This is a genomic window from Chitinophaga varians, assembly GCF_012641275.1.
Lineage (GTDB): Bacteria > Bacteroidota > Bacteroidia > Chitinophagales > Chitinophagaceae > Chitinophaga > Chitinophaga varians_A.
The window spans coordinates 213414-238790 of record NZ_JABAIA010000002.1 but is presented as its reverse complement, the minus strand read 5'-3'; the positions used below and the strand labels follow the sequence as shown (position 1 = coordinate 238790).

Below are 25377 nucleotides of genomic sequence, written 5' to 3'. Positions count from 1 at the left end.
ACAAAAGTGGAATTCAACCGGACTGTAATGAAGTTATTGCCGCATCAGCTGTTATTATTCCTGAACACCTCCGGCGTATACCCCGTCTGCTTTTTAAAGAAACGAATGAAGTAAGAGACGTCTTCATATCCCAGTTGTTCCGCGATCTGGCTTACCTGCGCGGTGGTGGCCAGCAGGTTTCGCTTTGCTTCGAGGACGATCTGTTCATTGATCAGCGCAGAGGTGGTCTTGCCCAGCGCCTCGCGGGTGACCGCATTCAGCTGATAAAGAGAAAGGTGTAGCATCGCTGCGTACTGCGATGGCCGTTTATGCGTATGGATATGTGTTTCCAGCAGTTCCAGCAGGGCTTCCAACCGCTCCTGCGTATAGGTGTCAGCGTTGTTTTTTGCCGGTTGCTGCTGTAGCCGGAGCAGTGTGATCAAAAAGACATGCAGGTATGATTTGATGGCTTCCCGGTATTGGTCCTGCTGTTGTTGATATTCCCGGAAGATGGTGTCCAGCAGGTGCAGGGCCTTCCCTTCCCCGTCGGCGTAAACGTTGGCTGCCCCGATCTTGCGCAACAGCTGTGCGTTGTGGTAAAAGCCGGCGGTAAACTGCATCATCCAGCCGGTGCTGCCGGCTTTGATCCGGAGCTGATGCACCTGGCCCGGCCGCAGAAAAAAGATGGTACGGTCCTGAAGCTGGTAAGGCGTAAAATCTATTTCATGCTCACCGGCGCCTTTCTCCAATGCAAGCACATAAAAGAAATTGTGCCGGTGCAGTTCCTGCACCATGTCCTTGTCCGCCATGTTTTCCCGGATATCCTGGATACCAAAGTCCAGGGGATGGCCACGCCGAATATTTCTAACAGGAATTTTTTCCATATCGATATTTCAAGGTAACGATTTCCTGCCTTTCATTTTTTCCGTTTCATGCAAAACAAATTCCCGATTAGATTACCAGCCTGCTGCATACCAGGATAGTTTTGCGGAAATTCTTACAACCAAACATGACGACTTCATTTAAAGCCATCGTTTCAGGCTTTCTCCTCAGCCTGATTACCCTGGCGGCAGTAGCGCAACAAGCCACCATCAGCGGTACTGTACGTTCTTCCGAAGGACCGCTCAGGCATGCCACCGTGCGGGTCAACGGTACCAAAGAGGCAGCTTTTACAGACAAAGACGGTAAATATTCCCTTTCCATCAATCGTGACACGTTTTCATTGACTGTAAGCCTGATGGGCTATACCCCGCAAACGCGGTCCTTTGCCGGCAGCCAGTCCACAACGGCCGACTGGTCCCTGGAACAGGCATCCCGCGCACTCGGCGAGGTGATCGTATCTGCCAGCCGTAAGCCGGAATCACTGGACAATGTACCATCTTCTGTTACCGTACTGAACCGCAAAACACTGGAAGATAACCTTGCTGTAACCTCCGATATCACCCAGATACTGGCCAACGAAGTTCCCGGCCTTGCACCATCCGCACAAAGCAACAGCAACGTAGGACAGTCCCTCCGCGGCCGTTCAGTGCTCATCATGATCGATGGTATCCCGCAGTCCACGCCACTGCGTAACGGCGAGGTGGACCTCCGCTCCATCGACCCGGCAGTACTGGAACGTATCGATGTGATCAAAGGCGCCACCGCCATCTATGGAAACGGCGCTTCCGGCGGGTTAATCAACTATATCACCCTCACCCCGAAAGACAATACGCCCATTGCAGGCAAAACATCCATCAACCTCACCGGTTCACTCGCCGGCCTGAAAGGCAGCGTAGGCGGCCGCCTCGGACAGTTGCTGCATGGAAAGCTCGGAAAATTCGACTATGCTGTCAGCGGTGTATATGAGCGCACCGGCGAATGGAAAGATGCCAAAGGGAAACTGATAGGCACCAATTACAGCCTCGGAGAAACAGACAGTTACAATGGCTTTGTAAAACTCGGCTACGCTCCTAACCGCCGTCAGCGCATCCAGCTGATGTACAATTATTACAACAGTCAGCAGCACTCCAATTACACACTGGTGAATGGCAACTATCTCACCGGGCAGCCCGCTACCGGCGTACTGGGCAAACAGGCCGGTCAACCGACAGGTATCAACGGCAACCATAATCTGCAGCTATCATGGCGTGCAGACAGCCTGATAGGTAGCACCAGCCTGCAAACAGACGCCTATTATGAATCGCGGGACGATGTGTTTTACGTTTCACTGGGACGCTTCGAAGGCGGCGACGGACAATCCCATACACTGTCAAAGAAAAAAGGGTTCCGTTTTATGTTCAACTCCCCGCTGACCAGCCAGGGTAGCCTGTCTTACGGCGCGGACTTCGTCAATGACGTCACCTCCCAGCCGCTGGTAGACGGCCGTATCTGGGTACCGGAGATGAACATGTTCAACGTAGCACCATTTGCAGAAACCCAATGGAAACTGTTTGACGACCTGATACTGAAAGGCGGTGTTCGCATGGAAAGGGTAAAAATCAGTGTGAACGACTACACCACGCTGCGCATTACCAACGCCAACGGACAAACGATAACGCCCAGCTTTGCGGTAAAAGGCGGCGATCTGACCTACACTTCCACCCTGTTCAACGTGGGCGTCCGTTACAACCGCCTCCCGGCTTTCCAGCCTTATGCCAGCTTTTCCCAGGGCTTCTCTGTGGCTGATATAGGGCTTGCACTGCGCGACGCCAAAGTGGACAATATCAGCAAAATCAATACAGAAGCGGTGCTGGTCAACAATTATGAGCTGGGTTTCGTCAGCAAGGCACAACAGTTCCGTTTTGAGCTGACCGGCTTTATCAGCACCTCTAAACTGGGCGCGGAAATGATCTACGACGCAGCGACTGATCTGTTCAAGGTGAGCCGCACACCGGAACGCATCTATGGTTTTGAAGCCACCGCACACTATCAGCCTGTGTCCAAACTGGACCTGAACCTGTCTTTCAGCTATGCAGAAGGCAAGTCAGATACCGGCCGCACAGGAGACTACAACATGTTCCTCAACAACCGGCGCATTGCCGCCCCGAAAGTTGGCAGCAGTATCTTCTACCGCCCCCTGAGCGGCCTTGAATTACAGGTACACTACAATGGCGTCCTGAAGCGGGACCGCTTCGATAAACTGCCCGGCGGCCTGTACAAAGGCTATGAAGGCATCGTCAACGCCTACCACCTGTTTAATTTCAATGCCAGCTACCGGGTGGCCCGCAATACGCTGCTGACATTAGGTATCGAAAACCTGTTCAATGCAGATTATTTCCCTGCCAGGTCACAATGGTTCATGATCCCGGGATTTTATTCCAAAGGAAGAGGAACAGCATTTAATATAGGCATCACCGTTAATTATTAATCTCTCCGGCCGAAATCCGGGTTAAAATAAAAAAGGCCGGGAAGCACATGCTTTCCGGCCTTTTTGGTGTCATTCTTCCTTAATTTATCCGGGCCTTTATAATACTACCGGCCGGCACTTTCAGGTCTATAAAAGAAATGGTATGTCCCTTGTTGTCTGTCCTGAAACTGGCTTCCCTGGACGTGTTCCCCACCATGATACGGTCATGCCTGCCCGCAAAGGCAGCGCGCCAAATCAACGTTTGTTTGCCTGTATGCTGAAAGGTGGATTGTTTTCCGGTATGCGTTACCGTTATCTCCGTATGCAGCACTTTTAATCCTTTTACGATAGCGGTATCCGCAGCGTTGCCCCGATAGAGGGTGGTAATGCGCTGTGATGCCGCGTCCGGCTCTATGCCCATCAGGCCATGTATCACGCCTTCCACTACGCCGAAAGACACTTCCGGATATTCCCGCCGCGGCGTGGCCGGATTGAACAGCCACAGGATATAGTTGCGGGCCTGCTGCCAGTAGCCTTGCCGGTAGCAGATCACCGGCAGATAGGAAGTAGTTTCCACATTCCATTGGCCTTCCAGCAGATGTGCCATCGTCTGGTTGCTTCTGGCGGTGTCTTTCAGTGCATCGAACCAGAGGAGGAACATCTCTCCTTCTCCTGTTCCGAACTGACCGGCGCCGTTGTACCAGGTGTAATAACGATGATCAGCGGCATTCCACCAGTGAGCATCTATTTTTTCCCGGTATTGATTTGCTTTTCTTTGATACAGGGCCGCTTTAGCGGTATCGCCGTTCAGTGACTGTATGGCAGCGTAACAAGATAATCCCTGATAGATGGCCGCGATAAGGTCCACGCCCATTTTCAGGTCCGGGACATTTTCCACATAGGAGGCCAGTCCACGGCAGCGATGGAAATAGTCCTGTTTATTGAAAGGCATGGGGGCATTGGGATGCAGCGGCCTGGTGAAAAGGGAATCCGGCTGCAACACCCACTGGTCAATGTATTCATTCACCGTTTTCTCAAAGAAGCGGACGAACACAGGATGTTGTATATACGACTGGTCGCCGGTCCAGCGGTATAACTTCAAACAGGCGAACATCACATCGAAGTTGGCGTTCAGGTTATACCAGAATTCCCGGTCGTTGCGATAATCTTCCGGCGCAGGAAGACCAAATTTGTTGATCTCCCAATAAGAGCACCAGTCTCTTTTTTCGTCTATGTGCGCGGCAAATGCCTGCAGCATATTGCTATTTTCCTTATCCAGCCCGCAGATGGCCGCCCCGATGGTCTGGTGTGCCACATCGCGCATGCAGAAGGCGTTGCGGGAAGGCAAAGCGGCCTCGTACCAGGGACCAACGGCGTCATTCGGATTGCCCCGGTAATGTTGTACCATACCGGCAGCCCAGCGGTAAGCCTGCTGTACCGCCGTATCGGTAGTAATAAAAACGGCGCCCTGCGAAAGGGCCGTGATGCTGCTGCTGACAAGGCAGCATGCCAATAGAAATCGTTTCATGGGTTACTGTTGCTTTAACCGGAACATCACTAGATCATGTGGTTTGATGGCAGCGGTAAACGGCTTTTTGGTAGTGCCTTCGTTTTTGCCTGTCCATACGTTGTACAGGGTGTAGTTGATATCCTGTTTTAACGTATAGTGGAAAACGTTATCCACCACCGCTGTTTGTTTCCAGTTGAAATTCACGGCGGTCTCACGGCTGCCGCGGTTCAGGAAACAAACGGCCCAATCGCCGTGCTGCAAGGGTTTAAACCATATCTGCAGGCTGTCTTTACCGGAGAATTTGAACCCCTGTACGCCTAAAGGGTCCTGGTCGATGGCGATCACATCTTTATTGGTGAGTATGGCTTTTGTGGCGGGCGTCATTTTACGGATATCATTACCGGCCATCAGCGGAGCGGCCATCATGGCCCAGAGGGAGAAGTGCGTCCTGTCTTCCTCATAGGTCATTCCATTACCCACTTCCAGCATATCCGGATCATTCCAGTGATCGGGGCCTGCATAGCGGCGCAGTGTATCCTGCAGGTCGGCGATGCGCATCACGCTGAGGGCGTCCCAGGTGCCGTGACTGTGTACGGAGTCAAACACCTGCCAGATATCCTCGGTGGTACGCCATAGCTGGCCTACCGGAGCGCCCCACTCCCATGGCTTGTTAACGCCCCATTCGCACAGGCTGAATATCATCGGGCGGCCTGCCTTGCGCAGCGCGTTGCTCATAGTGGTATATGCTTCGCGGGCGTTGATGCCTTTGGTATTGCACCAGTCGTATTTCAGGTAGTCGATGTTCCATGCTGCATAATTGCGCGCGTCCTGGTATTCATAACCGCGGGTACCAGGATATTTGGCGCAGGTGAGCGTGCCGGCGCAGTTGTACATACCGAATTTCAGTCCTTTGGCGTGTACATAGTCCACCACGGCTTTAAGGCCATGCGGGAATTTCTTCGGGTCGGGCACGAGGTTACCGAGACTGTCGCGTTCCATGGTCATCCAGCCGTCATCGAGGACGAGGTAAATGTAGCCGGCGTCTTTCATGCCGGAAGACACCATGATGTCGGCCGTTTCCATGATCAGTTGCTCGCTCATATCGGCCTGGAAAGTGTTCCAGGTGTTCCAGCCCATAGGCGGCGTAGGCGCCAGCCCTTCAAATTTCTGTGCGTTGGCGGTATGCATCAGCGCTAGTGCCAGTATACCGCATATCAGTTTTTTCATTTGTTTTCTGTGAGATGGTGAACGATTAATCCTTACAGGCATTGGTTGCTTTTTCGCGGACAGAGCAGCCCAGGAAAGCTTCCGGGCCGATGCCGAGGTAACGTGGCGAGCCGCTGGCGTTGACCACACTGCCTGCCATGAAATCGCGGTACCAGTCCATCCAGGGGAAAACGTAGTTATACATTTCCGCTGCGTGTACTACGAGGCCGTCGCCTGCTTTGGCCGGCAGTTGCAGGCCTTTGTCCTGGTAGAAATTTTCACCTACGGTATGCAGCCACTCGTGCAGCCATACGCCCGGATCGGTGGTTTTGTAGTAGTTGATCCTGTCTGCCAGGCTGGCGCCGGCGTCGAACTTAACAGTGACATAGCCGGTTTTGATGTTTTCCTTCAGCGGATTGGTCCATGCGAGGCCGAAGTAATTGCTTTTAAAGCTGCAGGCGCCTTCACTTTCCCGCCAGAAAACGAACACACAATCATAGGCCCCGGGTTGTATCTCCGGGATCAATGCCGCGATGGTAGACGGTTCTACGGTGAAATTGCCATTCGCTCCGCGTGTAAGCGGTACCGCCTGTGTAATGTCTTTTCTTGTTACGTCCCAGTGGATGGTGTTATAGGCATATTTCTCAAAGTGCTGCTGAATGCTCCACTGGAAAAAGTCATAACCCATATTCAGCTCCGCCTGGGAAAAATGGGTACTGCAATCGCCGGTGGCGGAAATGCCTTTTGTTTCGTACAGGCCTATCCACAGCGCTTTCCATACTTTGGGCGCGGGCTGGTCTGCCGTGGTGAAATTCAGTGTAGCCGCAGCAGTTACATTGCTTTCTTTCCGCAGGTACTGCCACGAGTTCCGTAAAGCCACGCCGACTATGTGTTTGCCGGCGGTAACGGCGATATTGCCGGGTGCCTGCACGCCGGTGTAGGCGCCATCGAGGTAGATGTAGCCTGTCTCCGGGGCGGTGACAGCGATTTGTATTTTATCATTTTGATGGCTACCACCGTCGGGGGCGGTGCTTTTTTTGCACGCCCCCAGTATTACCAGCAGTAGTGTCATTATGCATCGGTGTTTCATGCGCTTGACTACTTTAATGGTTATTGTTAATATCCCGGATTCTGAGGCAGGTTTGTTCTTCTGATCTCTTCACGGGGAATAGGCAGAAGATAATGCTGCGCTTTAAACATCCTGTCCTGCACTTTGATAACAGTATAGGTTTTAGAGCCGTCAGCGTTTTTCACGATCTTCATGCCGTTCAACGGTTTGTTTTCTGTCTCGTCTGCTATCTTCCACCGGCGGACATCATAGTAACGATGTCCCTCCAGGCATAGCTCCACTTGCCTTTCATTCTGTATTTTTTTCAGCAGGGCCGGGCCGCTGAGCGTAGTGGGCAGGTTGGTCGTTATACCTACGCGGTGGCGCAGTAAATCGAGGTATTGCCTGGCTGTACTTTCATGTCCGAGATTGAACTCTGCTTCCGCATAGTTCAGGTACATCTCGGAGAGCCGTGCTATCACCCAGAACTTATTGGTTTGAGTTTCTACATTGAAGTTGAAGGTAGTATCCTGGTATTTGCGAAAGCTGTAACGGGTAAAGCTGGCATTCCATGTATCCCATCCTTTTTCAGAATCGAGGCCGCCTTCATAGGTTTCCACGACGTTACTATGTCCGGCATTGTAGCGGTCTTTGAAGAAATCAGGCCTGCCATAGGGACGGCCATCGTAAATAATATCATTATAAAAACGCGGATCGCGGTTAGCGTATGGATTTTGAGGATCATATCCGGAAGACGGGTCGGTAATATCTTTTCCATCAGCGGTACCAAAGGCGTCTACCAGGCCCTGGCTGGGCGCAAAGGAAGACCAGCCATGAAAACCATTAGGAGCGAGGAACATTTCAACTCCCTGGAAGGCGCTCCACTGATATTGTTTGTTGGTAGCACGGGTCATGATCAACTCAGTGTTCCAGGTAGTGAACAGGTTGGCATATGGTCCGGTAAACAACTGATAGTTAGGCATATCAATGATGGCTTTAGCCGCATCAGAGGCCAGTTGCCATTTACGGCTATCGTTGGCAGGATTCCACTGGGGACTGGCCGCATATAACAGCACACGCGATTTGAGTGCCAGCGCAGCGCCTTTGGTTGCTCTTCCCAGCTCTGAGGCCCCATTACTGTAGGCTGCCGGAAGAACGGCAGCAGCAGCATCACATTCAGCTGCAATAAAGGTTGCACATTCATCGAAGGAACTGCGCGTCGCTTCAAATTTACTGTTGAGATTGAAAGGTGTTTTCACCAACGGTACCCCTCCGTAATCACTGATAAGTTTAAAGTAAGCATAGGCCCGCAGGTAGGTGACCTCAGCCTTCAGCCGGTTGCGCCAGGCATCATCGCCGGGTACGCCATCTATTTTGGACAGGAAGAGATTACAATCCTGGATACGTTTATACGTCTCCGACCAGATATCAAAGTTATTAAGATTGTCAGGCGTGAGAGAGCCTGAGTTCATGATAAAGGTATTATAGTCATCGAACCGGTTGTATGCTTCATCGGAGGCCGAAGAGAGCGCCCATGAGCGGTTGCTTAGTGTATCCCAGTAATGTCCGGCGTTGGGCAGCACATTATATTGAAAATTAGCGAAAGCTTCCGACAGCCGCAGGTCTTTCCATACAGACTCGTCGGAGAAGGAATCCAGGGGCACTTTATCCAGCACATTTTTCTGGCAGGCCATAAAAGACAACGCAGTCAACAATGTAAAGCCTATTCTCCAGTATATTCTTTTCACGGTAAATAGATTTAAATATCATAAATGTGGTTACAAGCCGATACTGATGCCGGCGCGATAGATTCTGGTTTGCGGATAGCTGATGCCGGTGATGTTATTGGTTTCCGGATCGCGGTTAAACTTCCTCATCTTATCAATAGAGAAAAGATTAAACCCGCTCACAAACACCCGGATGTTATCGATGCCAATTGCCCGGTAGAGGTTTTTAGGAATACTATAGGACACCTGTGCAGACTTCAGCCTGATAAAGGAAGCGTCCATCAGCCAGAAATCAGCGTACACGGAATTTCTGGGATCCTTGGAGTTGAAGGCACGTGGATAAGCAGCATTAGGATTATCAGGTGTCCAGCGATCATTATACAACCATTGTGGCGGCGCCACAACAGCACTCTGGCGTTGAGGTAATATCAACTGTTTGGCTTCCGTCTGGCCGGCCCATACCAGGTCTATGGTAATACCTTTGTATTCCGCGCCCATGGTGAGGCCAAATACAATTTTCGGTGTCGCGGATTCCGGGATACGTACCTGATCATCATAAGTGATGGCGCCATCGCCATTTTTATCTACCAGCCACAGGTCGCCGGGTTTTGCACCGGCCATATGTGGTGATTTGTCCACTTCATCCTGTGTGTGATAGATGCCTTTGGTTTCGAATACTACCCATGAATCGATAGGCAGACCGGTAGATTTCTGATAGTCAGGAATATTGGGTGCTTCATCGCGGAACAGCACCTTGCTTCTGGCATAGGTAAAATTGAAGCCGGCATTGTATTTCACTGCATGGGACTGTCCATTGTAGGCGACACTGAAATCGAAACCTCTGTTGAGTGTCCTGCCGATATTTTCATCGGGCAGTTTAAGGCCGGAATAGAGCGGTACTGAAGCATTTCTGGGAGCCAGTATATCTTTACGCAGGTTACGGAAATAGTCAAAGGTCACGCTCAGCCTGTTATTGAATAAAACCGCGTCTAACCCGAAGTTGCGTGAATCCTGTTTTTCCCAGGTGATATTGACATTGGGAGCAGAGGCGAGGTACAACGCGGTGGCTTCAGAGAAAACAGGTCCGAAGAAAGTATTGTATTCCCTGGGGGAGGAAAAATATTCCGGGCCCATGTTGCTCACCAGTGAGTACCGGGCCAGGTACAAATATTTGGCTACCGCGTCGCTGCCCATGATCCCCCAGGATGCGCGCAGTTTGAGATTATCCACAAACTTCACATTGTCTTTGAAAAAATTTTCTTCAGAGATACGCCATCCAAGGGACAGGGAAGGAAATAACCCCCAACGCCTGTCTTTCGGGAAGTTAAAGGAGCCATTGTAACGACCAACTACTTCTGCCAGGTATTTGTCTGCATATGTATAGGATATGCGCCCCAGGTAACTTTCCCGGCCATCCTGCGTAGCGGTGCCAAGGGCGTTCTGGTCAACCGTGCTGCCGGTAAAGAGCTGGTCCAGCTGATCACTCAGCAGGTTTTTACGGTAAGCGAGCGTTTTCCGATAGGAGGAAACTGTTTGTTCGTATCCGGCAAAAGCGCTGATACTATGTTTTCCAAATGACCTGTCGAAAGCAATTTTGTAGAAGTAGGTGTTTTCGTTATAGGAGCGTTCATCCTGTGTCAGGCTCAGAATAGCGGTATTGGGTTTCTGGTTGTTGTAGGTGTTGGTAGAAAGGCTATAGGTATAGGCATCCCAGGGACGGGTGAAGTTTTTTTCACTGCGCTGACGATAGTCAAAAGCAGTATAACCGCTGACAGACAAACCTTTTACGATAAAAGGCAGCTGCCAGTCGAAACCTATTTTAGGTTGCACAAAGAGGTCTGTTACGTTATCATAACCCGGCGCAGAGGATGTCATGACATATGGATTACGACCATTGGCAATACCGGCGGAAGGGAGGCCATTAGTCCAGTGCACCGGGATAAAAGGGTACATGCTGACAGTTTCATGCAGGATGCTGCCGGCATCCAGTGCAGGATAAGTCCTGTCTTCTTTTCTGGCGGCAATATCCAGTGTCAGTTTCAGGTTTTTGGAAATAGACGCGTCAATGTTGGAGCGCAGGTTATAATTTTTGAAGTTCTCATCACTGTTGGCCCAGTTGCTCTGCTGGGACAGATATTGACCAGAGAGAAAAAATTTTACTGCTTCGCTACCGCCTCTGACAGACAAGCTGTGGTTGGTTTGTGGAGCATTTTTCCTGAAAACAGCCCGCTGCCAGTCGGTGCTGGTATAATTAGGATCGTTGCCCGCTTTATATTTTTCAATATCATCCTGGGTATAAGGAATGGATGTTCCCTGATTTCTGGCCACCTCGTTGTAATAGGTCATATATTGCCAGGCATCCACCCTGTGGTCCATCCGGGTGAGCTGTTGAATGTCGTAGGAGCCTTCATAGGATATGGTAGGTTTACCGCTTTTTCCTCTTTTGGTGGTGATCAGGATAACGCCGTTAGCTGAACGTACCCCGTAGATGGCCGCGGACGCATCTTTGAGCACAGTCACACTTTCGATATCATTGGGATTGATACGGTCCATGTTCCTGTCAGGAATACCGTCGATAACGATGAGTGGATCAACACCACCACTGAAGGAATTGTAGCCTCTCACGTATACAGAAGAGTAGTCGTCGCCCGGTCGGCCGGAGCGGTTATTGGCAATAACGCCGGGGATATGGCCTGCCAGTCCGTTGGACACGTTGGCTGTTGGCACCCGGGCAATTTCCTCACCTTTAATGGTGGCCACGGAGCCGGTGAGGGTGGCTTTTTTCTGGGTGCCGTAACCTACTACCACCACTTCCTGTTGCTGTGCCACCGCTCTTTTCAGTATTACGTCCACGTGTACACGTTTTCCGATCAGGACTTCCTGTCTTTCCATCCCGAGGAAAGTGAAGACGAGGATACCGGAGGAATTGTCCGGCACGTTGATCTGGAATTCGCCGTTGTTGCCGGTCACCGCGCCGGCAGCGGCGCCTTTCAGTTGGATGGTCACACCGATGAGCGGCTCGCCTTTTTCGTCTGTCACCCGGCCGCGGACGGTGGCAGCCGGCGCAGCGGGACGGGCATTATCTGCCGGGGCTGCTACAGCGGCAGGTTTCCGGATAATGACCGTCTTATCGATAATTTCATAAGTCACCGGCTGATGGCGGAAAACCTGATTAAGCACGTCCTCCACCTGAGCGTTGCTGACTTCAACATCCACCTTGCCCGCCTGTTGCAGGAGGTTATTGTTGTAAACGAAATTGTAGCCGCCCTGCCGGCTGATAGCTTTGAACACCGTCCTGAGCGGAACGTTTCTCAGCGAGAGCGTAATTGTCTGAGCGCTGGTGGCAGCTTGTACCTGCATGATCAGCGCCACCATAAGAATAAATGTCAACCTCATGATCAACCCGATTTTGGCCGTGAATGCCTGTAGCCGCCGTGGTTCCGGGGCATGGCAGTCTTTCAGTAATGTGGAATTACAAAGAACATTTTGCATACTTTTGTTAAAGTTTGGATGTAAACAATTAGCAGTCCCGAAAATGATTGTATAAGTGTCCTGATCCAACAATCCGCCGGGTGGTGCCGCGAACACTGCCCGGTTTTTTATTGCATCTGATAACTGCGTGAATGGTTGTCTTTCTTTATTTTTTTACGATAATTGTTTTTTCATTGACTTCAAAATGTACGCCCCCGCTCAATTCCAGGAATTGCAGCAGTTTAGACAGGGGTACGTCCCTGGAAATTTCTATGCTATAGGTATCGGTAATATTGTCTTTAAAAACCACCTGTACATCGTACCATCTGCTGATCTGCCGCATGATGGCTTCCAGTGGAATATCATTACAGGAGAAGCGCCCGTTTTTCCAGGCCAGGAGCGCATCGGTATCTATCTGTTCCAATATGCGGATATCTTCTTTTACCTGCGCCTGTTGGCCAGGCACAAGGGTCACAGCGTGCGCCTGATGGGCTACGCGTACACGGCCTTCCAGCAGCGTGGTATTAACGGACGCTTCGTCAGTGTAGGCGTTCACGTTAAAATTTGTGCCCAGCACGGTTACTTCCGTGCCCCGCGCCATCACTTTAAACGGAGATGATTCCCGTTGCACCACTTCGAAATAGGCTTCCCCGTTCACTTCCACGCGGCGTTCATTGGCCGGGAAAGTAGTCGGGAAACGCAGTGATGAGGCGGCATTAAGCCATACTTTGGTACCGTCCGGCAATACGATGCGGAACTGGCCGCCACGGGGCGTGAAAACAGTATTGTATACAATGTCTTTATCGTTGGTATTGCTGCCGTTGTAGGCCAGTTGACCACCGCCTGTTTGTAATACGGTAGCATTGCCCTGTTGTGCCAGGGCACCTTTGTTGGTACTGTCGAGGGTAACGTAACTGCCGTCAGCGAGGAGCAGCCGGGCTTTGTTGCCGCCTGGCTGCACATCCCCATGCGCCAGCGCCGGCCGATGGCCCGCCAGCCGGTGGCTTAGGGTAAAGTAGGCAGCCACTCCTGCCAGTATGATCATCATAGCCGCCACGGCCGCTTTCCACAGGGAGATGCGGCGCTTCGCCGGTGGCAATAGCAAGGCAACTTCCTGCTCCTCCGCTTCCTGGAGGATGTTGCGGAAAATAACATCCTTCCTTTCCGCATCAGTGGGCGTGGCATAAGCGCCGCCAGCCAGCGCCTGTTGCAGCTCCTGCAAAAATGTGTTCTGGTGTGTGTCCTGTTGCAGTGCAGCGATCAGTTCCTTCAGCTCCTCCGGCGGAAGGGAATTGTCAAGATGGCGCTGCAGCAGTGCTTTCAAACGTGCCTGTTCCATGTGCAATGGTGGTTGCTGTGTCTATAAAGACACCGATAAAATGTGATGGTATGAGTTGGAAGAAAAATTTTTTTCAACGGGCATTCATTGCCATAAAATAAAAGAGAAGCAGCATTTCGATGGTAGCATGTTCCCGCAGGTAGTTGCGGATCAGGTGCAGTGCTTTGTTCATATGACTTTTAACGGTATGCCGGGAAATATGCAGGGCGTCTGCGATCTCCTCCTGGCTAAGGCCCTGCTGGCGGCTCATACAATATACAGAACGTTGTTGTGGCGGCATTTGGTTTACCGCCTGCGCCACCAGCGTTTCCAGTTCATTGTATAACAACCGTTCGTCCGGCGTACCGGCGGCGGCCATATGGCTGGCGGCATATTCCAACAGGTGATCGGTAAAAGAAGTGAGCTGTATTTTTTTGCGGAAAGAGTTGAAGATATGGTTACGCGCCAGCATGAACAGATAGCCTTCGAAATTGGCTACTGCCGCCAGTTTATCCCTTTTCAGCCATAACTTCACGAAAACGTCCTGCGCCATCTCTTCTGCCGTGGTGGCCGATTTGGTCAACGCCAAAGCAACCCCGTGCACGGTATCCCAATATCGGTCGAAGAGTGTTCGGAAAGCCGTTTCATCACCCTGGGCCACCTTTTTAAAAAGGGCCGTATCATCATATAGTAGGACGGTTGGCAATTTTAAAACAGATAAAACCGGTAGGCCATTATCCAAAACCCATCCGGCATGCGATCAATTATTCTGGTTGTAAATTTCTTCCAAGGTATTAAATTTAGGAGGAATTCAAAGTACGTTGTTCTCATAAATTACCCGCTTCTTCGCAAATATTACCCTCCGGGAGATATCAAAAAGTGACTTTTTGCAGCTTTTTTCCTGAAAAGTATCAGCGCCGCTAACGCCACAGTGGCCTAACTTTGCACCCGGTATGAATGAAATAACCGCAAGCCCGACGTGGTATGTAAATGACGCAGCTTTTGACTGGCTGTACCCTCAACGAATCCAGCAATTATCAAGACGGCACTGGACACCGGTGGAAGTAGCACGCAAAGCAGCCCGCTTTCTGGCTACAGGCCTGGGCGACCGCATCCTCGATGTAGGCAGCGGCGTAGGCAAATTCTGCCTGATAGGCGGCCATCACTACCCGGAAAGCACTTTCTACGGCATCGAACAACGTAAAGAACTGCATAACTTCGCCCGTTCCGCGCAACGGCTGACAGGTGTGGGAAACGCACAGTTTATCCATGGAAACGTTACCCAGATAGACTTTGACGATTTCGACCACTTTTACTTTTACAACGCGTTTTTTGAGAACCTGGCCGAAGACGGCCATATCGATCAGGACACGGAATACTCCGCCAGCCTGTATCATTACTATTGCCGGCAAATGTTCCAGGGACTGGCCCATAAGCCGGGCGGCACCAGGGTGGTCACCTTTCACAGCCTCGAAGACGAAATACCGCCAACTTATCAGCTGGTAGACGCCAGCGTGGACTTCCTGCTGAAAATGTGGGTAAAACGATCTTAAAAAAATCATCATGATAACAGAGAAGCATATAGCAACAACGATTGAAGCATTAAAACAGGCCACAGACAAACAACAGGTGACACAAATTATCTCCGGTATCACCCACGATGATATGGCCGCTCAACTGCAAACATGGCTGGAACAGCAGTCCCCGCTGGAATGGGACAGCACGCAATGGAGCAGTTTCCGCTATGCGCTGATCTGTCTCCGGGGATGTCCTGAACTGCAATAAACAGCTCTCTGCCATGTTGCGCCACACCGGAAGAAAAAGAAATTACAAACATAACCTACGACTGGCGGTACTACTGTGTTTTACTGCAGGGATGGTAAATGCGGCGGGGCTTTTCGCTTTCGCCGTGCTTACCACCAATGTGACCGGGCACGCCGCGCTGCTGGCCCACAAGCTGGCCACCGGCGATTTCAGGGCGGCCCGGATGGTGGCGTTATGGTTGTTGCTTTTTCTGGCAGGCGCTTTTTTCTCCAGCGTTTTTACCGGTAAAACCGGGCCTTTCAGACGATGGGGTTATATCATCCCCATTCTTTGCGAAATGTTTATCCTTATACTGGTAGGCACATTCGGGCATACCTACCGCCAAAGCATTCTTCAAACGGAGTACTTTGCGGGCAGCCTGCTCTTTGCGATGGGTATGCAGAATGCGCTGGTATCCACTATTTCGGGGTATGTGGTACGTACCACGCACCTGACAGGCATGTTCACCGATCTTGGAATCGATCTCCATACCTTGTTGTTTAATCCGGCATCCCGCAATACGGATGTCCGGAAAAAAATTATTCTCCGGCTGGTCATCATTTTCTTTTTCCTGGGAGGAGGTATTGTAGGCGGGTTTGCTTTTCTCCGGTTGTCTTATTATACTTTCTATCTACCTGCCGGTGTGCTGCTGATAGCGATGTTTTATGACCTGTTCCGCGTGCGGCTGAGGAAGATGGTGCGGCGCATACAGGCGCCTGCAGCGGCTTAGTTCACGGGGCGCTGGCGATTGCCATCAGTTTGTCCACATCCCGGATGATAATTTTGCGGCCTTTTGTTTCCACCATGCCTTCTTCCCTGAAAGCCGCCAGCGCGCGGATCACATTCTCACGGGCCGTGCCAACCAGGTTGGCCAGGTCTTCCCTGTTCAGGTTAATGATGTCGTCCCGGAACTTTTCCCGCATGATCAGCAGCTGCAGCGCCAACCGCTCCCTGACCGACTTTTGGGCGAACATGGTGAGGTTATTGACCAATACTGCAAATTCATGGCTCAGGGTAGTCAGCAACCGGGTTGTCAGCAGTGGCGAATGGTCCAGCGCATTGAGGAAATCTTCCTTCGGTATAAAAGCGATCGTGCTTTTTTCCAGCGCAGCGGCCGTATCCGGGTAACGTTCTTCAGAGAGAACAGCATGATAGCCCACCAGTTGACCGGTATGGGCCAGGTTAACAATCTGTTCTTTCCCTTCCCTGTTGGCTTTGTATTTTTTTACCTTCCCCCTGACAATATAAAATATCCCGGAAGGGAAAGCTCCTTCCCGGAAAAGGATTTCATGCTGTTCATATACCCGCTCTGTCTTGTGGACCATCAGGCGGTCGTACACCTCCTGTGGGAGGTCCATCAACACGGATTCACTTCTGAAATCCCACTGGTCTATCGGAAAGACACCTTTGCTCATTGCGACCAAAACTAGCATTTTAAAATTAAAATTTACCTTTGGCCTGCTATGAGTTTATCTGGCCTGTTTCCTATTGATAAATGGAATTTCCGCTCCCGGTCGGTGTTAAGCAACCTGCCGGAAGAGGAACATGCTGCCCTTGCCTCACTAATGACCACCCAACGTTATAACAAGGGAGAAGTGATATTCCGCGAAGCCGCGCCAGCCTTTGGTATCTACTATATTCAAAAAGGGAAAGTCAAAAAATACCGGGTCGATAAAGAAGGAAAAGAGCAGATCATTTATGTGGCCAATACCGGTGAACTGGTAGGATATCACGCCATCCTGGCTGGAGGCAGGTATCCCGACTCTGCCGCTACTCTGGAAGAGAGCATCATTGCTTTTATACCGAAAGATGATTTTCTGCAACTGCTGAACCGGTCCGGCACCCTCGCACGGCGCCTGCTGAAAACGCTGAGCCATGAGTTTACCGTGCTCACCAACAGTATTTCCGCTTTCACCCACCGGTCTGTACAGGAGCGGTTAGCCATTACCCTGATAGTTTTACGGGAGAAGTTTAAGGACGAGACCCCGGCAGGCGAAGACATCCTGATACAGATACCCCGCACCGATCTTGCCAACATGGTAGGTACCGGCGTTGAAAATGTGACCCGCTTTTTATCAGCGTTCAAACAAGCCGGCGTGCTTACTATTGCCGGCAAGAAAATCTGCATCACCGACGTGAAAAAGCTGGTAGAGATTTCCGGTTGCGGAGAACCGTTATCATCCTGAAGTTTTATTTCCTGACATCAGGGTAAGGCCGTCCCGGCGAAACCCTATATGTTCCTGCTTTTACGCGGAAAGACCAGGCGTTTTTCCCTGCGGCGATGTTCACCGTGCCCACTATTTTACCCTCACCGTCCTGTATGTTCCAGAAGCCGGCCGCGAGGCCTGTCATCACCACCTCATAAGGTTGATCATTGTCCACGGAGAGGTCAAACGCAGCATCTATCAGGCCTGAGCCGGAAGCCAGCACCACTATACGGTTACCAATGGTGACCACATATCGTTGTGCCGCTTCGTAATACCTCACCGGCAGCGGTTTTGCGTTGTCACGGGCCATCTGAAAAACAGTCAGAAAGCGGTCCTGCTGCTGCGCCGTGGCGGGTGACACCATTACGCGGTATACCGCGGGGGAACTGACCGGATAAGGATGGCTGAAAGTGCTGGTAGCGCTGTCTCCGCCCAATATTTCCGTATGCCTGTTTTCCGGCGCCGGCAGCAACATATGCACATGTGTTTTGCCGGTGATGCCATTCACCGCGTTGTGTAATATAAAGCCGGTACTGGTTTCCACTGGTGGTTGAAAGGTAGTGACCTGCCAGTACTTTTTGAAAGATGCCTGTGCGGTGGTCATATCATCCGTGAGGATAATGGCCGCGGGCACGTCATCGCGGCCGAGGTCGAGGAAACAGAAGCCACGGGTATACTGCCGCATTTTGGCGGAGTACGCAGCCGTAAGATCTGCTTTGAAGTAGCTGTAACCTGGCTGCCGGGATGAAGCGGGGATATAATCGGCAGCCGTTACGGTGCCATAGTTGAACCACGGATCGGTAATTGTTTCCTGTGGTGTGACCGGAAAACGCTGACTGAAGCGGGAACCACCATCATTCGCTTCTGTGCGGAACAGTAACGGCTCTGCCGGGTCAATGGCCAGCATCATGCTGTGGGAGACAGAACGTTTGTTGAAATTAAAGTCATACGGTGTGCCGTACGAAAGGTACAGTCCTATATGTCCCAGTTGCATGCCGTGGTAGTATATTTCCAATGCGCCGGCATCCGCATGCTGGTGGTTGCCGAAATGATAACCACCGCCTTTGATCTGAGCGATCACGTCGTTGCTGCCGGGCTGGTTGTTCCAGCCGGTGCGGGCCACCATGCTACCGATAATGTTGCCGTAGCTTTTTGTTAATGGCAGCGAAGCAAGGCTGGTATCCGGTTTTAGCGCCGGATCATTGACCAGCAGGAACAGCACCGGGTTGTCCGGCAGTCCTCCTTCTCTTTCAAATTCGGCTTTTAATACCGGGTCATTAGCGTAGGCATAGCAGAGCAGCATGGTCTGCGGCTGTTTCCAGTAGCTGGCCTGGCGATGGGCACGTACGCTGAACATATCGCCATCATGCAGCATAGTGCCGTCGGGCAGGCGCATATACAGCCACCAGTAAGGCAGTTTTTTGATGTTGTCATCAAAAACGGGGCGGCCGGTCATGCGCTGCAGTAGCCATGCCGCGTGCATTTCCCAGCCGAAGCGGTAGGCGCCATAGTCCACGCCCTGGTTATGCCGCGGCGATGCGTATTCAAACTTCCGCATGGGCACCAGCTGTTCGAGGATGATGTAGGAAGTATATTGATAAGGTAAGGGATCTTCATCATAAATGGCGATGCTCATGGCCAGCAGGTCGCGGTTGACCTGTGCTTCATTGCCGTGGCCATTGATAGCGCTGTTGTCAAACGGGGGCCAGCCTATTTCCATTTCGCGGGCCTGCCGCATCATATGATAACGCAATGTTTGTTTGGCCGGTGCGTTTAGCAGTGCATAGCACCAGTCATACACCAATGCGCCGGTATAGATGGCACGGCCCACTTCGCGGGTGATATCGCCGTATTTCACGTTACCGAATTCCAGCATGGTCAGGTATTGTGTGATCAGTTCCACGGCCTGGCGGCCGATGGCCGTGTCGCCGGTCATAAGGTAATAGAACGCTTTCTTTTCTGCGGCTTGTTCCAGGGCGGCGTTGTAGAACACTTCCTTTTGCGGGTCAAAGGCGAAGTGGAACGGCTGCAGTGCTGATGCCTTCACTTTTTCCCAGGCCGCTTTGTTTTCTCCGGTGAGTAGGCGCGATTTGATCACCGGCAGTGATTCTTCGTTTAGCCATAAACGTGGCCTGCCGGGACGAGGCACAATGGCGGGCTTATAATGTTGCGCAGCGGACGGTATTGTCGGCGGCACATAAGGCTTGAACGCGATGTATTGCAGGCGGATGCCTTGGGGCAGCCATATTTTCACCTGTTGTTGCGGTGAGGCAAAATCAAATTTACCGGCTGTCTGTATGGCATGGTTCCAGCTGTCGAATACGATGCGCCGGGTGGGGCGTTGTCCGGTGAATTGTATTTTGATATGCGAGGTGGCTACCTTTCCTTGCTTTACGAGGGAGTCAAGATTTTGCGCTGTGACGGCATAAGTGATCATTTCGTAGGTACCTGCCCGTGGGAGGCTGACGGAAAACGTCAGGTCGGCGGGCGTTTGGCTGCTGTCTATGGTGGCAGGGCTGTTTTCCTTCAGGGCGGCCCATCTGATCTTTCCGGGCCTTTTCACTATTTCGGTCGTACGGCGGTTGACCGCCGCTTTGTCCACGTTCCATTGCCACTGCTGTGCGGTGGTGATGCTGCACAACAATACTCCTGCCACGATCAGAAGAAAGCGCCTGCTATTATTAACGATACACATGCTGGTTGATAATTACATTCACAGATAATGAAGCCGTTACAATGATAGAGACATTTTGTATACAAAACAAGACAAATCCGGTAAACAAAACTGTCTTATCAAGCTAAAAAATAAGTGTACTATTTACCATAAAGCGCTATTACATTGTATTCACGATCATTTTCCGGATAGTCTCCACATTTTGATAAAATAATTTTTTGTTTACAAAATAAATGTATATTCGTATACAAATAAATTAATACGCCGGGTTGCCTGTTGGTTATCCGGACCACAAACACAAATATCAACCAATCAACGCGGCATCCTCCCGGCTGCCGATTGAATTACATCAACCAATCAGCCATACCATTTTACGCAATCATCAGCCGAAGGCTGATACAGGATTTGTATGTGATCAACCGGATAGAGGGCGGTATACTGATAACAGACCTAAGCAACCAACATCAACGCCAGCCATTACCGGCCTGCGGGATTTTTTAACCTGTAATTTAAAAATATGGTTTTCAACATCCATACCAGGAGCAATACTGACACGTTCAGGCCTGGTATCCTGAGATTGTCACTCACGGCAGCGCTCTCCCTGTTCCTGTTATTGCTATGCCATTCCCGCGCGCTGGCCTCCACCGACACACTACGTGTAACCGGCACCGTTACCGACAGCACCGGCACGCCCATGCCGGGCGTACTGGTAAAAGTGAACGGATCTTCACAGGCCACCACCACCGATGCCACTGGCCACTTCGTACTAAAACAGGTGCCGGCAGGCGCCACCATCCTCTTCAGCATGATGGGTTATCTGCCTCAGGAAATAAAAGCGGGCAGTCAGCCGCTGTATATCCGCCTGCGGCCCGGCGTCCGGCAACTCGACGAGGTAATAGTCACCGACGGCTACCGCGTCACCACCCGTGCCGCCAACACCAGCGCCATAGGCACTATCAGCGGCCAGGCACTGGAAAACAAACCCTTCTCCACCGTCATGCAGAGCATGCAAGGCAAAATAGCAGGCCTCTCGGCGCCGCTCACCAGCGGTCAGCCCGGCGCCAACGTCAACATCCGCATCAGGGGCGTAGGTTCGCTCTCCCTCTCCTCCGATCCGCTGATCGTGGTAGACGGCATGATCGTCAACTCCGGCCAGCTCTCCGGCGCCGTCACCACTTCCAACGCGCTCGCCGGCATCAACCAGAATGATATCGAGAGCATCGACGTATTAAAAGATGCCGCCGCCACCGCACTGTACGGCTCCCGCGGAAGCACCGGTGTTATCGTCATCACCACCAAAAGAGGCAGGACGGGAAAAACACAGGTCAGGGCCGACGCCGAAGGCGGCATCGCCAGCCAGATACCCCTCCCCCATGCAGGCAGACCGCTGAACGCCGCGCAATACGCAGAACTGTTCCGCGAAAGCCTCCGCAATTCCGGTTACACCGATGCACAGACCAATGACCTCGCCGATAAATATGGCCTCAACAGCGGTAAAAGCAACGACTGGTACGACCTCGTTACCCGCACCGGCCGCCAGCAACAATACAATGTAAGCCTCAACAGCGGCACCGAAAAAACAAAACTGTTTGCCTCCGCCGGCTACTTCAATCAACAGGCCACTACCATCGGGGCCGACTTCAAACGGGTGTCCGGCCTGATCAACTTCGACCATCAGATCAACAAACGTTTCTCCCTATCGGCCGGCGTCAATATCTCCAACGTAGACCAGAACACGCCTTACAGCACCCAGTACTCCGGCAATCCCACCTGGGCCGCAAGAGCGCTACGCCCTTACCAGCTGGCCTATAACGCCGACGGCTCCATCAACACCAGCACCGCCGGCAACACGAATTTCCCGGGCATTTACAATCCCTTATGGATCGCTAAAAACGATAGCAAACGCCTGTCTGAAACAAGAATGCTCGGCAACGCCAAACTGAAATGGAACATCTGGGACAAGCTCGTCTACACCAGCTATTTCAGCATCGATTACAACACACTGGAAGAAACCATCTTCCTGAACCCGGTCATGGGCGATGGCGTATCTGCCGGCGGTACCAGCAAAAACTATTATTCACGCTATACCAACTGGCTTACCCGTAACCAGCTGGACTACCGCTACGATATCCCCGGATATGACAATTTCTACGTGACCGCCTCCGTAGGCTATGAAGCGCAGAAATCAAAAAAATACCTGCTGGCCGCAGTAGGCAGCGGATTCCCTTCCGCACATGAAGACCTGACCGCACTGAGTAACGCCGCCACGGCGACAGGCGCCTATGGCCAGTTCAGCAACTACGCCTTCACCTCTTTATATTCCAGCGCCGGCATCAACTACCGCAACAAATATGCGCTCAACGGCTCTTACAGAAGGGACGGCTCTTCCCGGTTCCCGCCCAACAACCGCAACGCCGGCTTCTATTCCATCGGCGGCACCTGGAACGTGCATGAAGAAAATTTCTTCCAGCAGCAACAAATATTGTCATCGCTGAAAATCCGCTCCTCCTATGGCACCACCGGCAATGCCAATCTTGGTAACTATGACTGGATGCCGCAGGCCAACTACAGCAGTTCGTATAGCTATGCCGGTTATAACGGCAGCCAGTATTCCATTATCGGCAACACTGATCTGCGCTGGGAAACCTCTAAAAAGTTTGATGCCGGCGTCGACATCGGCTTCCGGGACGATCGTTTTATTCTGACCGTGGATTATTATAACAATAACATCGATGGCCTCATCCGTGCCGTGAACACCTCGCTGACCACCGGTTTCGGATCTGTAAGCCAGAACGTGGGGGCCATGGTCAACAAAGGCTGGGAATTCACCATCAAAGGAGACATCCTGAAATACAAGGACTTCAGCTGGAACAGTAATTTTAACATCGCGCTCAACAAAAACGTAATCACCCGCCTGCCACAGGGAACACTGGAGCGCAACGACATGTTCTATCTTAAGGAAGGGTACAGTTTCAACAACTATTACCTGAAAGAATTCGCCGGTGTAGACCCGCAAACCGGCAGCCCGCTGTATTATACCGATGGCGGACATTCCGCCACCACCACCGATATCTCCAAGGCCACATACGTAGTGCTCAACAAACAATCCGTTCCCAAATACATGGGCGGCTTCAGCAATGTATTTACCTACAAAGGGATCAGCCTCGGTGTGGATTTCAACTATAATCTCGGCTACTGGGTATACGGCGCGTCCGACATTTACTTCACCTCCGGTGCTTACTATACCTACAACAAATACCAATTTATCTACGACAGACGCTGGACTACGCCCGGCCAACAAACAGACGTGCCCAAATTCAGTACCACCACCGACAATTCCGTGAGCACCTACCGCCTGTACCGCGGCGATCATATCCGTTTGCAGAACATCAGCATTGGCTATGATTTCAGCCACATGCCGCTGGCCAAACGATTGGGCGTTAACAAGCTGTATGTGTATGGCAGGGGCACTAACCTGTGGACCAAAACTTTCGACGATCGTCTGCCTTTTGATCCTGAAGTCAGCTATTCCGGCTTCGACTATCAGAACATGCTGAAATACAAAACTTTCACCTTCGGGATTAACGTAGGATTTTAAACTATTGACCATGAAGAAGAACAACAAACATATATGGTTGCCGCTCCTGATGGCCGCCACCACCCTGATAAGCGCCTGTGGCAAAAATTTCCTGGACGAGCAGCCGCCGACGTCCGTTTCCATAGAGAAAGGCATCCTGACCGATACCGACATGATGGAGTCTCTGGCCGGCCTGTACCGGAACCTGGACAACTATTTTCTTTTTGGCCGTAATGCCGTTGTATTCGGCGATCTGCTGGCTGACAACGTATATCTCAGCAGTACCAATTCAAGCCGCCTGCTGACCCAGTACAGTTACACGTTCATCGTGTCCAGCCCGGAAGCGAAGCTGCTATGGTCGCAGAGCTATTACAGCATCCTGCAGGCCAACCGCATCATCGGCGCCCGTATCAATGTCAATAACAACGTCAACCAATTGAGAGGCGAAGCATATACCATCCGGGCGTTGTGCTACCTGAACCTGGTCAACTGGTTTGCCACTCCTTACACCGTGAAGCCCGCCGCAGACGGCGTACCGCTGGTCACGCTGTCCACCGATGCAGGCGGTGCTTTTATCAAACCGGCCCGCAACACCGTCGCCGAAGTATATGATCAGATCATCAGTGATCTGGACAGCGCCTATAAGATCATGCCCGACGCCACGCCTTCCATCCATACCACCAGCTCCAATTTCATCGCCAAACAGGCCGTAAAGGCATTACAGGCACGTGCATACCTGTACAAGGCCGATTACGCCAACGCCCGTGATGCAGCGCTGCTGGTGGTAAAAAACGGCGGTTACGCCCTGGCACCCGATGCAGGCAGCTTCAACGCCTATTGGGCATCATCTGCCGCACGCACCGATAAACTGGAAACGATTTTTGAACTGAACAACTCCGCCGCAGCCAACAACGGTCCCGAAGGAATGGACTATATGTATTCCCGCAACGGCCTCGGCGACCTGCTCGCCACCGATGATACCTATGCGCTTTATACGGCAACGGATAAACGCCGGACGCTGATCATCGATAGCCTCCGCGGCGGTTATCAGGCGTACATCGTCAACAAATACCAGAATGCCAATAAAACCGATAAAGATGAAGTGAAGCTGTTACGCTATGCAGAAGTGCTGCTTACACTGGCCGAATCCTACGCCAGGCTGGGCGACGAAGCCAATGCGCTGCTTTACCTGAACAAAGTGGCACAAAACCGCGACGCGGCGCTGACAGCCTATACTTACAGCGGCACCGCGCTGACAGACGCCATCATCCGTGAAAGACGCAAGGAGCTGGCCTTTGAAGGGCTCCGCTTCTTTGACCTCAGCAGGACCAACGCAGACATCAACCGCCAGAATATGGGCGTAAAAGGCTATACCGGTTATCCGACTGTAAAAACCACCGACTTCAGAAGACTGCAACCTATCCCTGAAGCCGAAACCGGGGCTAATCCCAATATCAGACAGAACCCGGGTTATTAAGAGAACAGTGAATGACAAAGGCCTCCTGTTTCCGGTTAGTGAAGCAGGAGGC

General features: G+C 51.7%; 17 protein-coding genes. 7 read left to right on the top strand and 10 right to left on the bottom strand.

The window, feature by feature from the left end; all coding sequences use genetic code 11:
• Positions 1 to 44: 44 nt before the first annotated feature.
• Complete coding sequence (locus tag HGH92_RS15495; protein WP_168871712.1) at positions 45 to 863, bottom strand: helix-turn-helix domain-containing protein; 819 nt, start codon at positions 861 to 863, stop codon at positions 45 to 47.
• A 125-nt stretch (positions 864 to 988) separates the two neighbouring features.
• Here HGH92_RS15495 and HGH92_RS15490 point away from each other — a divergent pair, with 125 nt between their 5' ends.
• Positions 989 to 3328 (top strand): TonB-dependent receptor, encoded by a 2340-nt coding sequence (locus tag HGH92_RS15490; protein ID WP_168871711.1) that lies wholly within the window; start codon positions 989 to 991, stop codon positions 3326 to 3328.
• A gap of 79 nt (positions 3329 to 3407) precedes the next feature.
• Here HGH92_RS15490 and HGH92_RS15485 read toward each other — a convergent pair whose 3' ends face one another.
• From HGH92_RS15485 to HGH92_RS15455, 7 genes are all read right to left on the bottom strand, one after another.
• Positions 3408 to 4835: a trehalase family glycosidase gene (locus HGH92_RS15485; RefSeq protein WP_168871710.1), complete on the bottom strand. Its 1428-nt coding sequence runs from the start codon at positions 4833 to 4835 to the stop codon at positions 3408 to 3410.
• Positions 4836 to 4838: 3 nt separating this feature from the next.
• Positions 4839 to 6044 carry a glycoside hydrolase family 27 protein gene (locus tag HGH92_RS15480; RefSeq protein WP_168871709.1) on the bottom strand — a complete coding sequence of 402 codons (1206 nt, stop codon included), beginning with the start codon at positions 6042 to 6044 and terminating at the stop codon, positions 4839 to 4841.
• A 25-nt stretch (positions 6045 to 6069) separates the two neighbouring features.
• Positions 6070 to 7095 carry a hypothetical protein gene (locus HGH92_RS15475; RefSeq protein WP_168871708.1) on the bottom strand — a complete coding sequence of 342 codons (1026 nt, stop codon included), beginning with the start codon at positions 7093 to 7095 and terminating at the stop codon, positions 6070 to 6072.
• 44 nt (positions 7096 to 7139) lie between these two features.
• A complete protein-coding gene (locus tag HGH92_RS15470; RefSeq protein ID WP_168871707.1) occupies positions 7140 to 8819 on the bottom strand; it encodes a RagB/SusD family nutrient uptake outer membrane protein in 1680 nt (559 codons plus the stop codon).
• 30 nt (positions 8820 to 8849) lie between these two features.
• Positions 8850 to 12290, bottom strand: a complete 3441-nt coding sequence (locus tag HGH92_RS15465; protein ID WP_168871706.1) for a TonB-dependent receptor — start codon at positions 12288 to 12290, stop codon at positions 8850 to 8852.
• Positions 12291 to 12435: 145 nt separating this feature from the next.
• Positions 12436 to 13608, bottom strand: a complete 1173-nt coding sequence (locus HGH92_RS15460; RefSeq protein WP_168871705.1) for a FecR domain-containing protein — start codon at positions 13606 to 13608, stop codon at positions 12436 to 12438.
• A gap of 73 nt (positions 13609 to 13681) precedes the next feature.
• Positions 13682 to 14293: an RNA polymerase sigma factor gene (locus HGH92_RS15455; protein ID WP_168871704.1), complete on the bottom strand. Its 612-nt coding sequence runs from the start codon at positions 14291 to 14293 to the stop codon at positions 13682 to 13684.
• Positions 14294 to 14540: 247 nt separating this feature from the next.
• Between HGH92_RS15455 and HGH92_RS15450 the strand changes: the two genes are divergently transcribed.
• From HGH92_RS15450 to HGH92_RS15440, 3 genes are read left to right on the top strand one after another with little or no spacing between them, the layout of a single operon-like run.
• A complete protein-coding gene (locus HGH92_RS15450) occupies positions 14541 to 15140 on the top strand; it encodes a methyltransferase domain-containing protein (RefSeq protein WP_168871703.1) in 600 nt (199 codons plus the stop codon).
• Positions 15141 to 15150: 10 nt separating this feature from the next.
• Positions 15151 to 15372, top strand: coding sequence for a hypothetical protein (locus tag HGH92_RS15445; protein WP_168871702.1), 222 nt, complete (start codon positions 15151 to 15153; stop codon positions 15370 to 15372).
• A gap of 13 nt (positions 15373 to 15385) precedes the next feature.
• Positions 15386 to 16120 carry a YoaK family protein gene (locus HGH92_RS15440; protein ID WP_168871701.1) on the top strand — a complete coding sequence of 245 codons (735 nt, stop codon included), beginning with the start codon at positions 15386 to 15388 and terminating at the stop codon, positions 16118 to 16120.
• A 1-nt stretch (position 16121) separates the two neighbouring features.
• Here the strand turns inward: HGH92_RS15440 and HGH92_RS15435 are convergent, their stop codons facing one another.
• Complete coding sequence (locus HGH92_RS15435; protein WP_247654954.1) at positions 16122 to 16823, bottom strand: Crp/Fnr family transcriptional regulator; 702 nt, start codon at positions 16821 to 16823, stop codon at positions 16122 to 16124.
• Between the two features lie 30 nt (positions 16824 to 16853).
• On the opposite strand from HGH92_RS15435, the gene HGH92_RS15430 reads away from it, so the two are divergent.
• Positions 16854 to 17576, top strand: coding sequence for a Crp/Fnr family transcriptional regulator (locus HGH92_RS15430; RefSeq protein ID WP_168871700.1), 723 nt, complete (start codon positions 16854 to 16856; stop codon positions 17574 to 17576).
• Between the two features lie 4 nt (positions 17577 to 17580).
• On the opposite strand, the gene HGH92_RS15425 is transcribed toward HGH92_RS15430, so the two are convergent.
• Entirely contained in the window at positions 17581 to 20292 is a 2712-nt protein-coding gene (locus tag HGH92_RS15425) for a hypothetical protein (RefSeq protein ID WP_168871699.1), read from the bottom strand.
• Between the two features lie 496 nt (positions 20293 to 20788).
• Between HGH92_RS15425 and HGH92_RS15420 the strand changes: the two genes are divergently transcribed.
• A complete protein-coding gene (locus tag HGH92_RS15420) occupies positions 20789 to 23869 on the top strand; it encodes a SusC/RagA family TonB-linked outer membrane protein (RefSeq protein ID WP_168871698.1) in 3081 nt (1026 codons plus the stop codon).
• A 10-nt stretch (positions 23870 to 23879) separates the two neighbouring features.
• Positions 23880 to 25325: a RagB/SusD family nutrient uptake outer membrane protein gene (locus HGH92_RS15415; protein WP_168871697.1), complete on the top strand. Its 1446-nt coding sequence runs from the start codon at positions 23880 to 23882 to the stop codon at positions 25323 to 25325.
• Positions 25326 to 25377 lie beyond the last annotated feature (52 nt).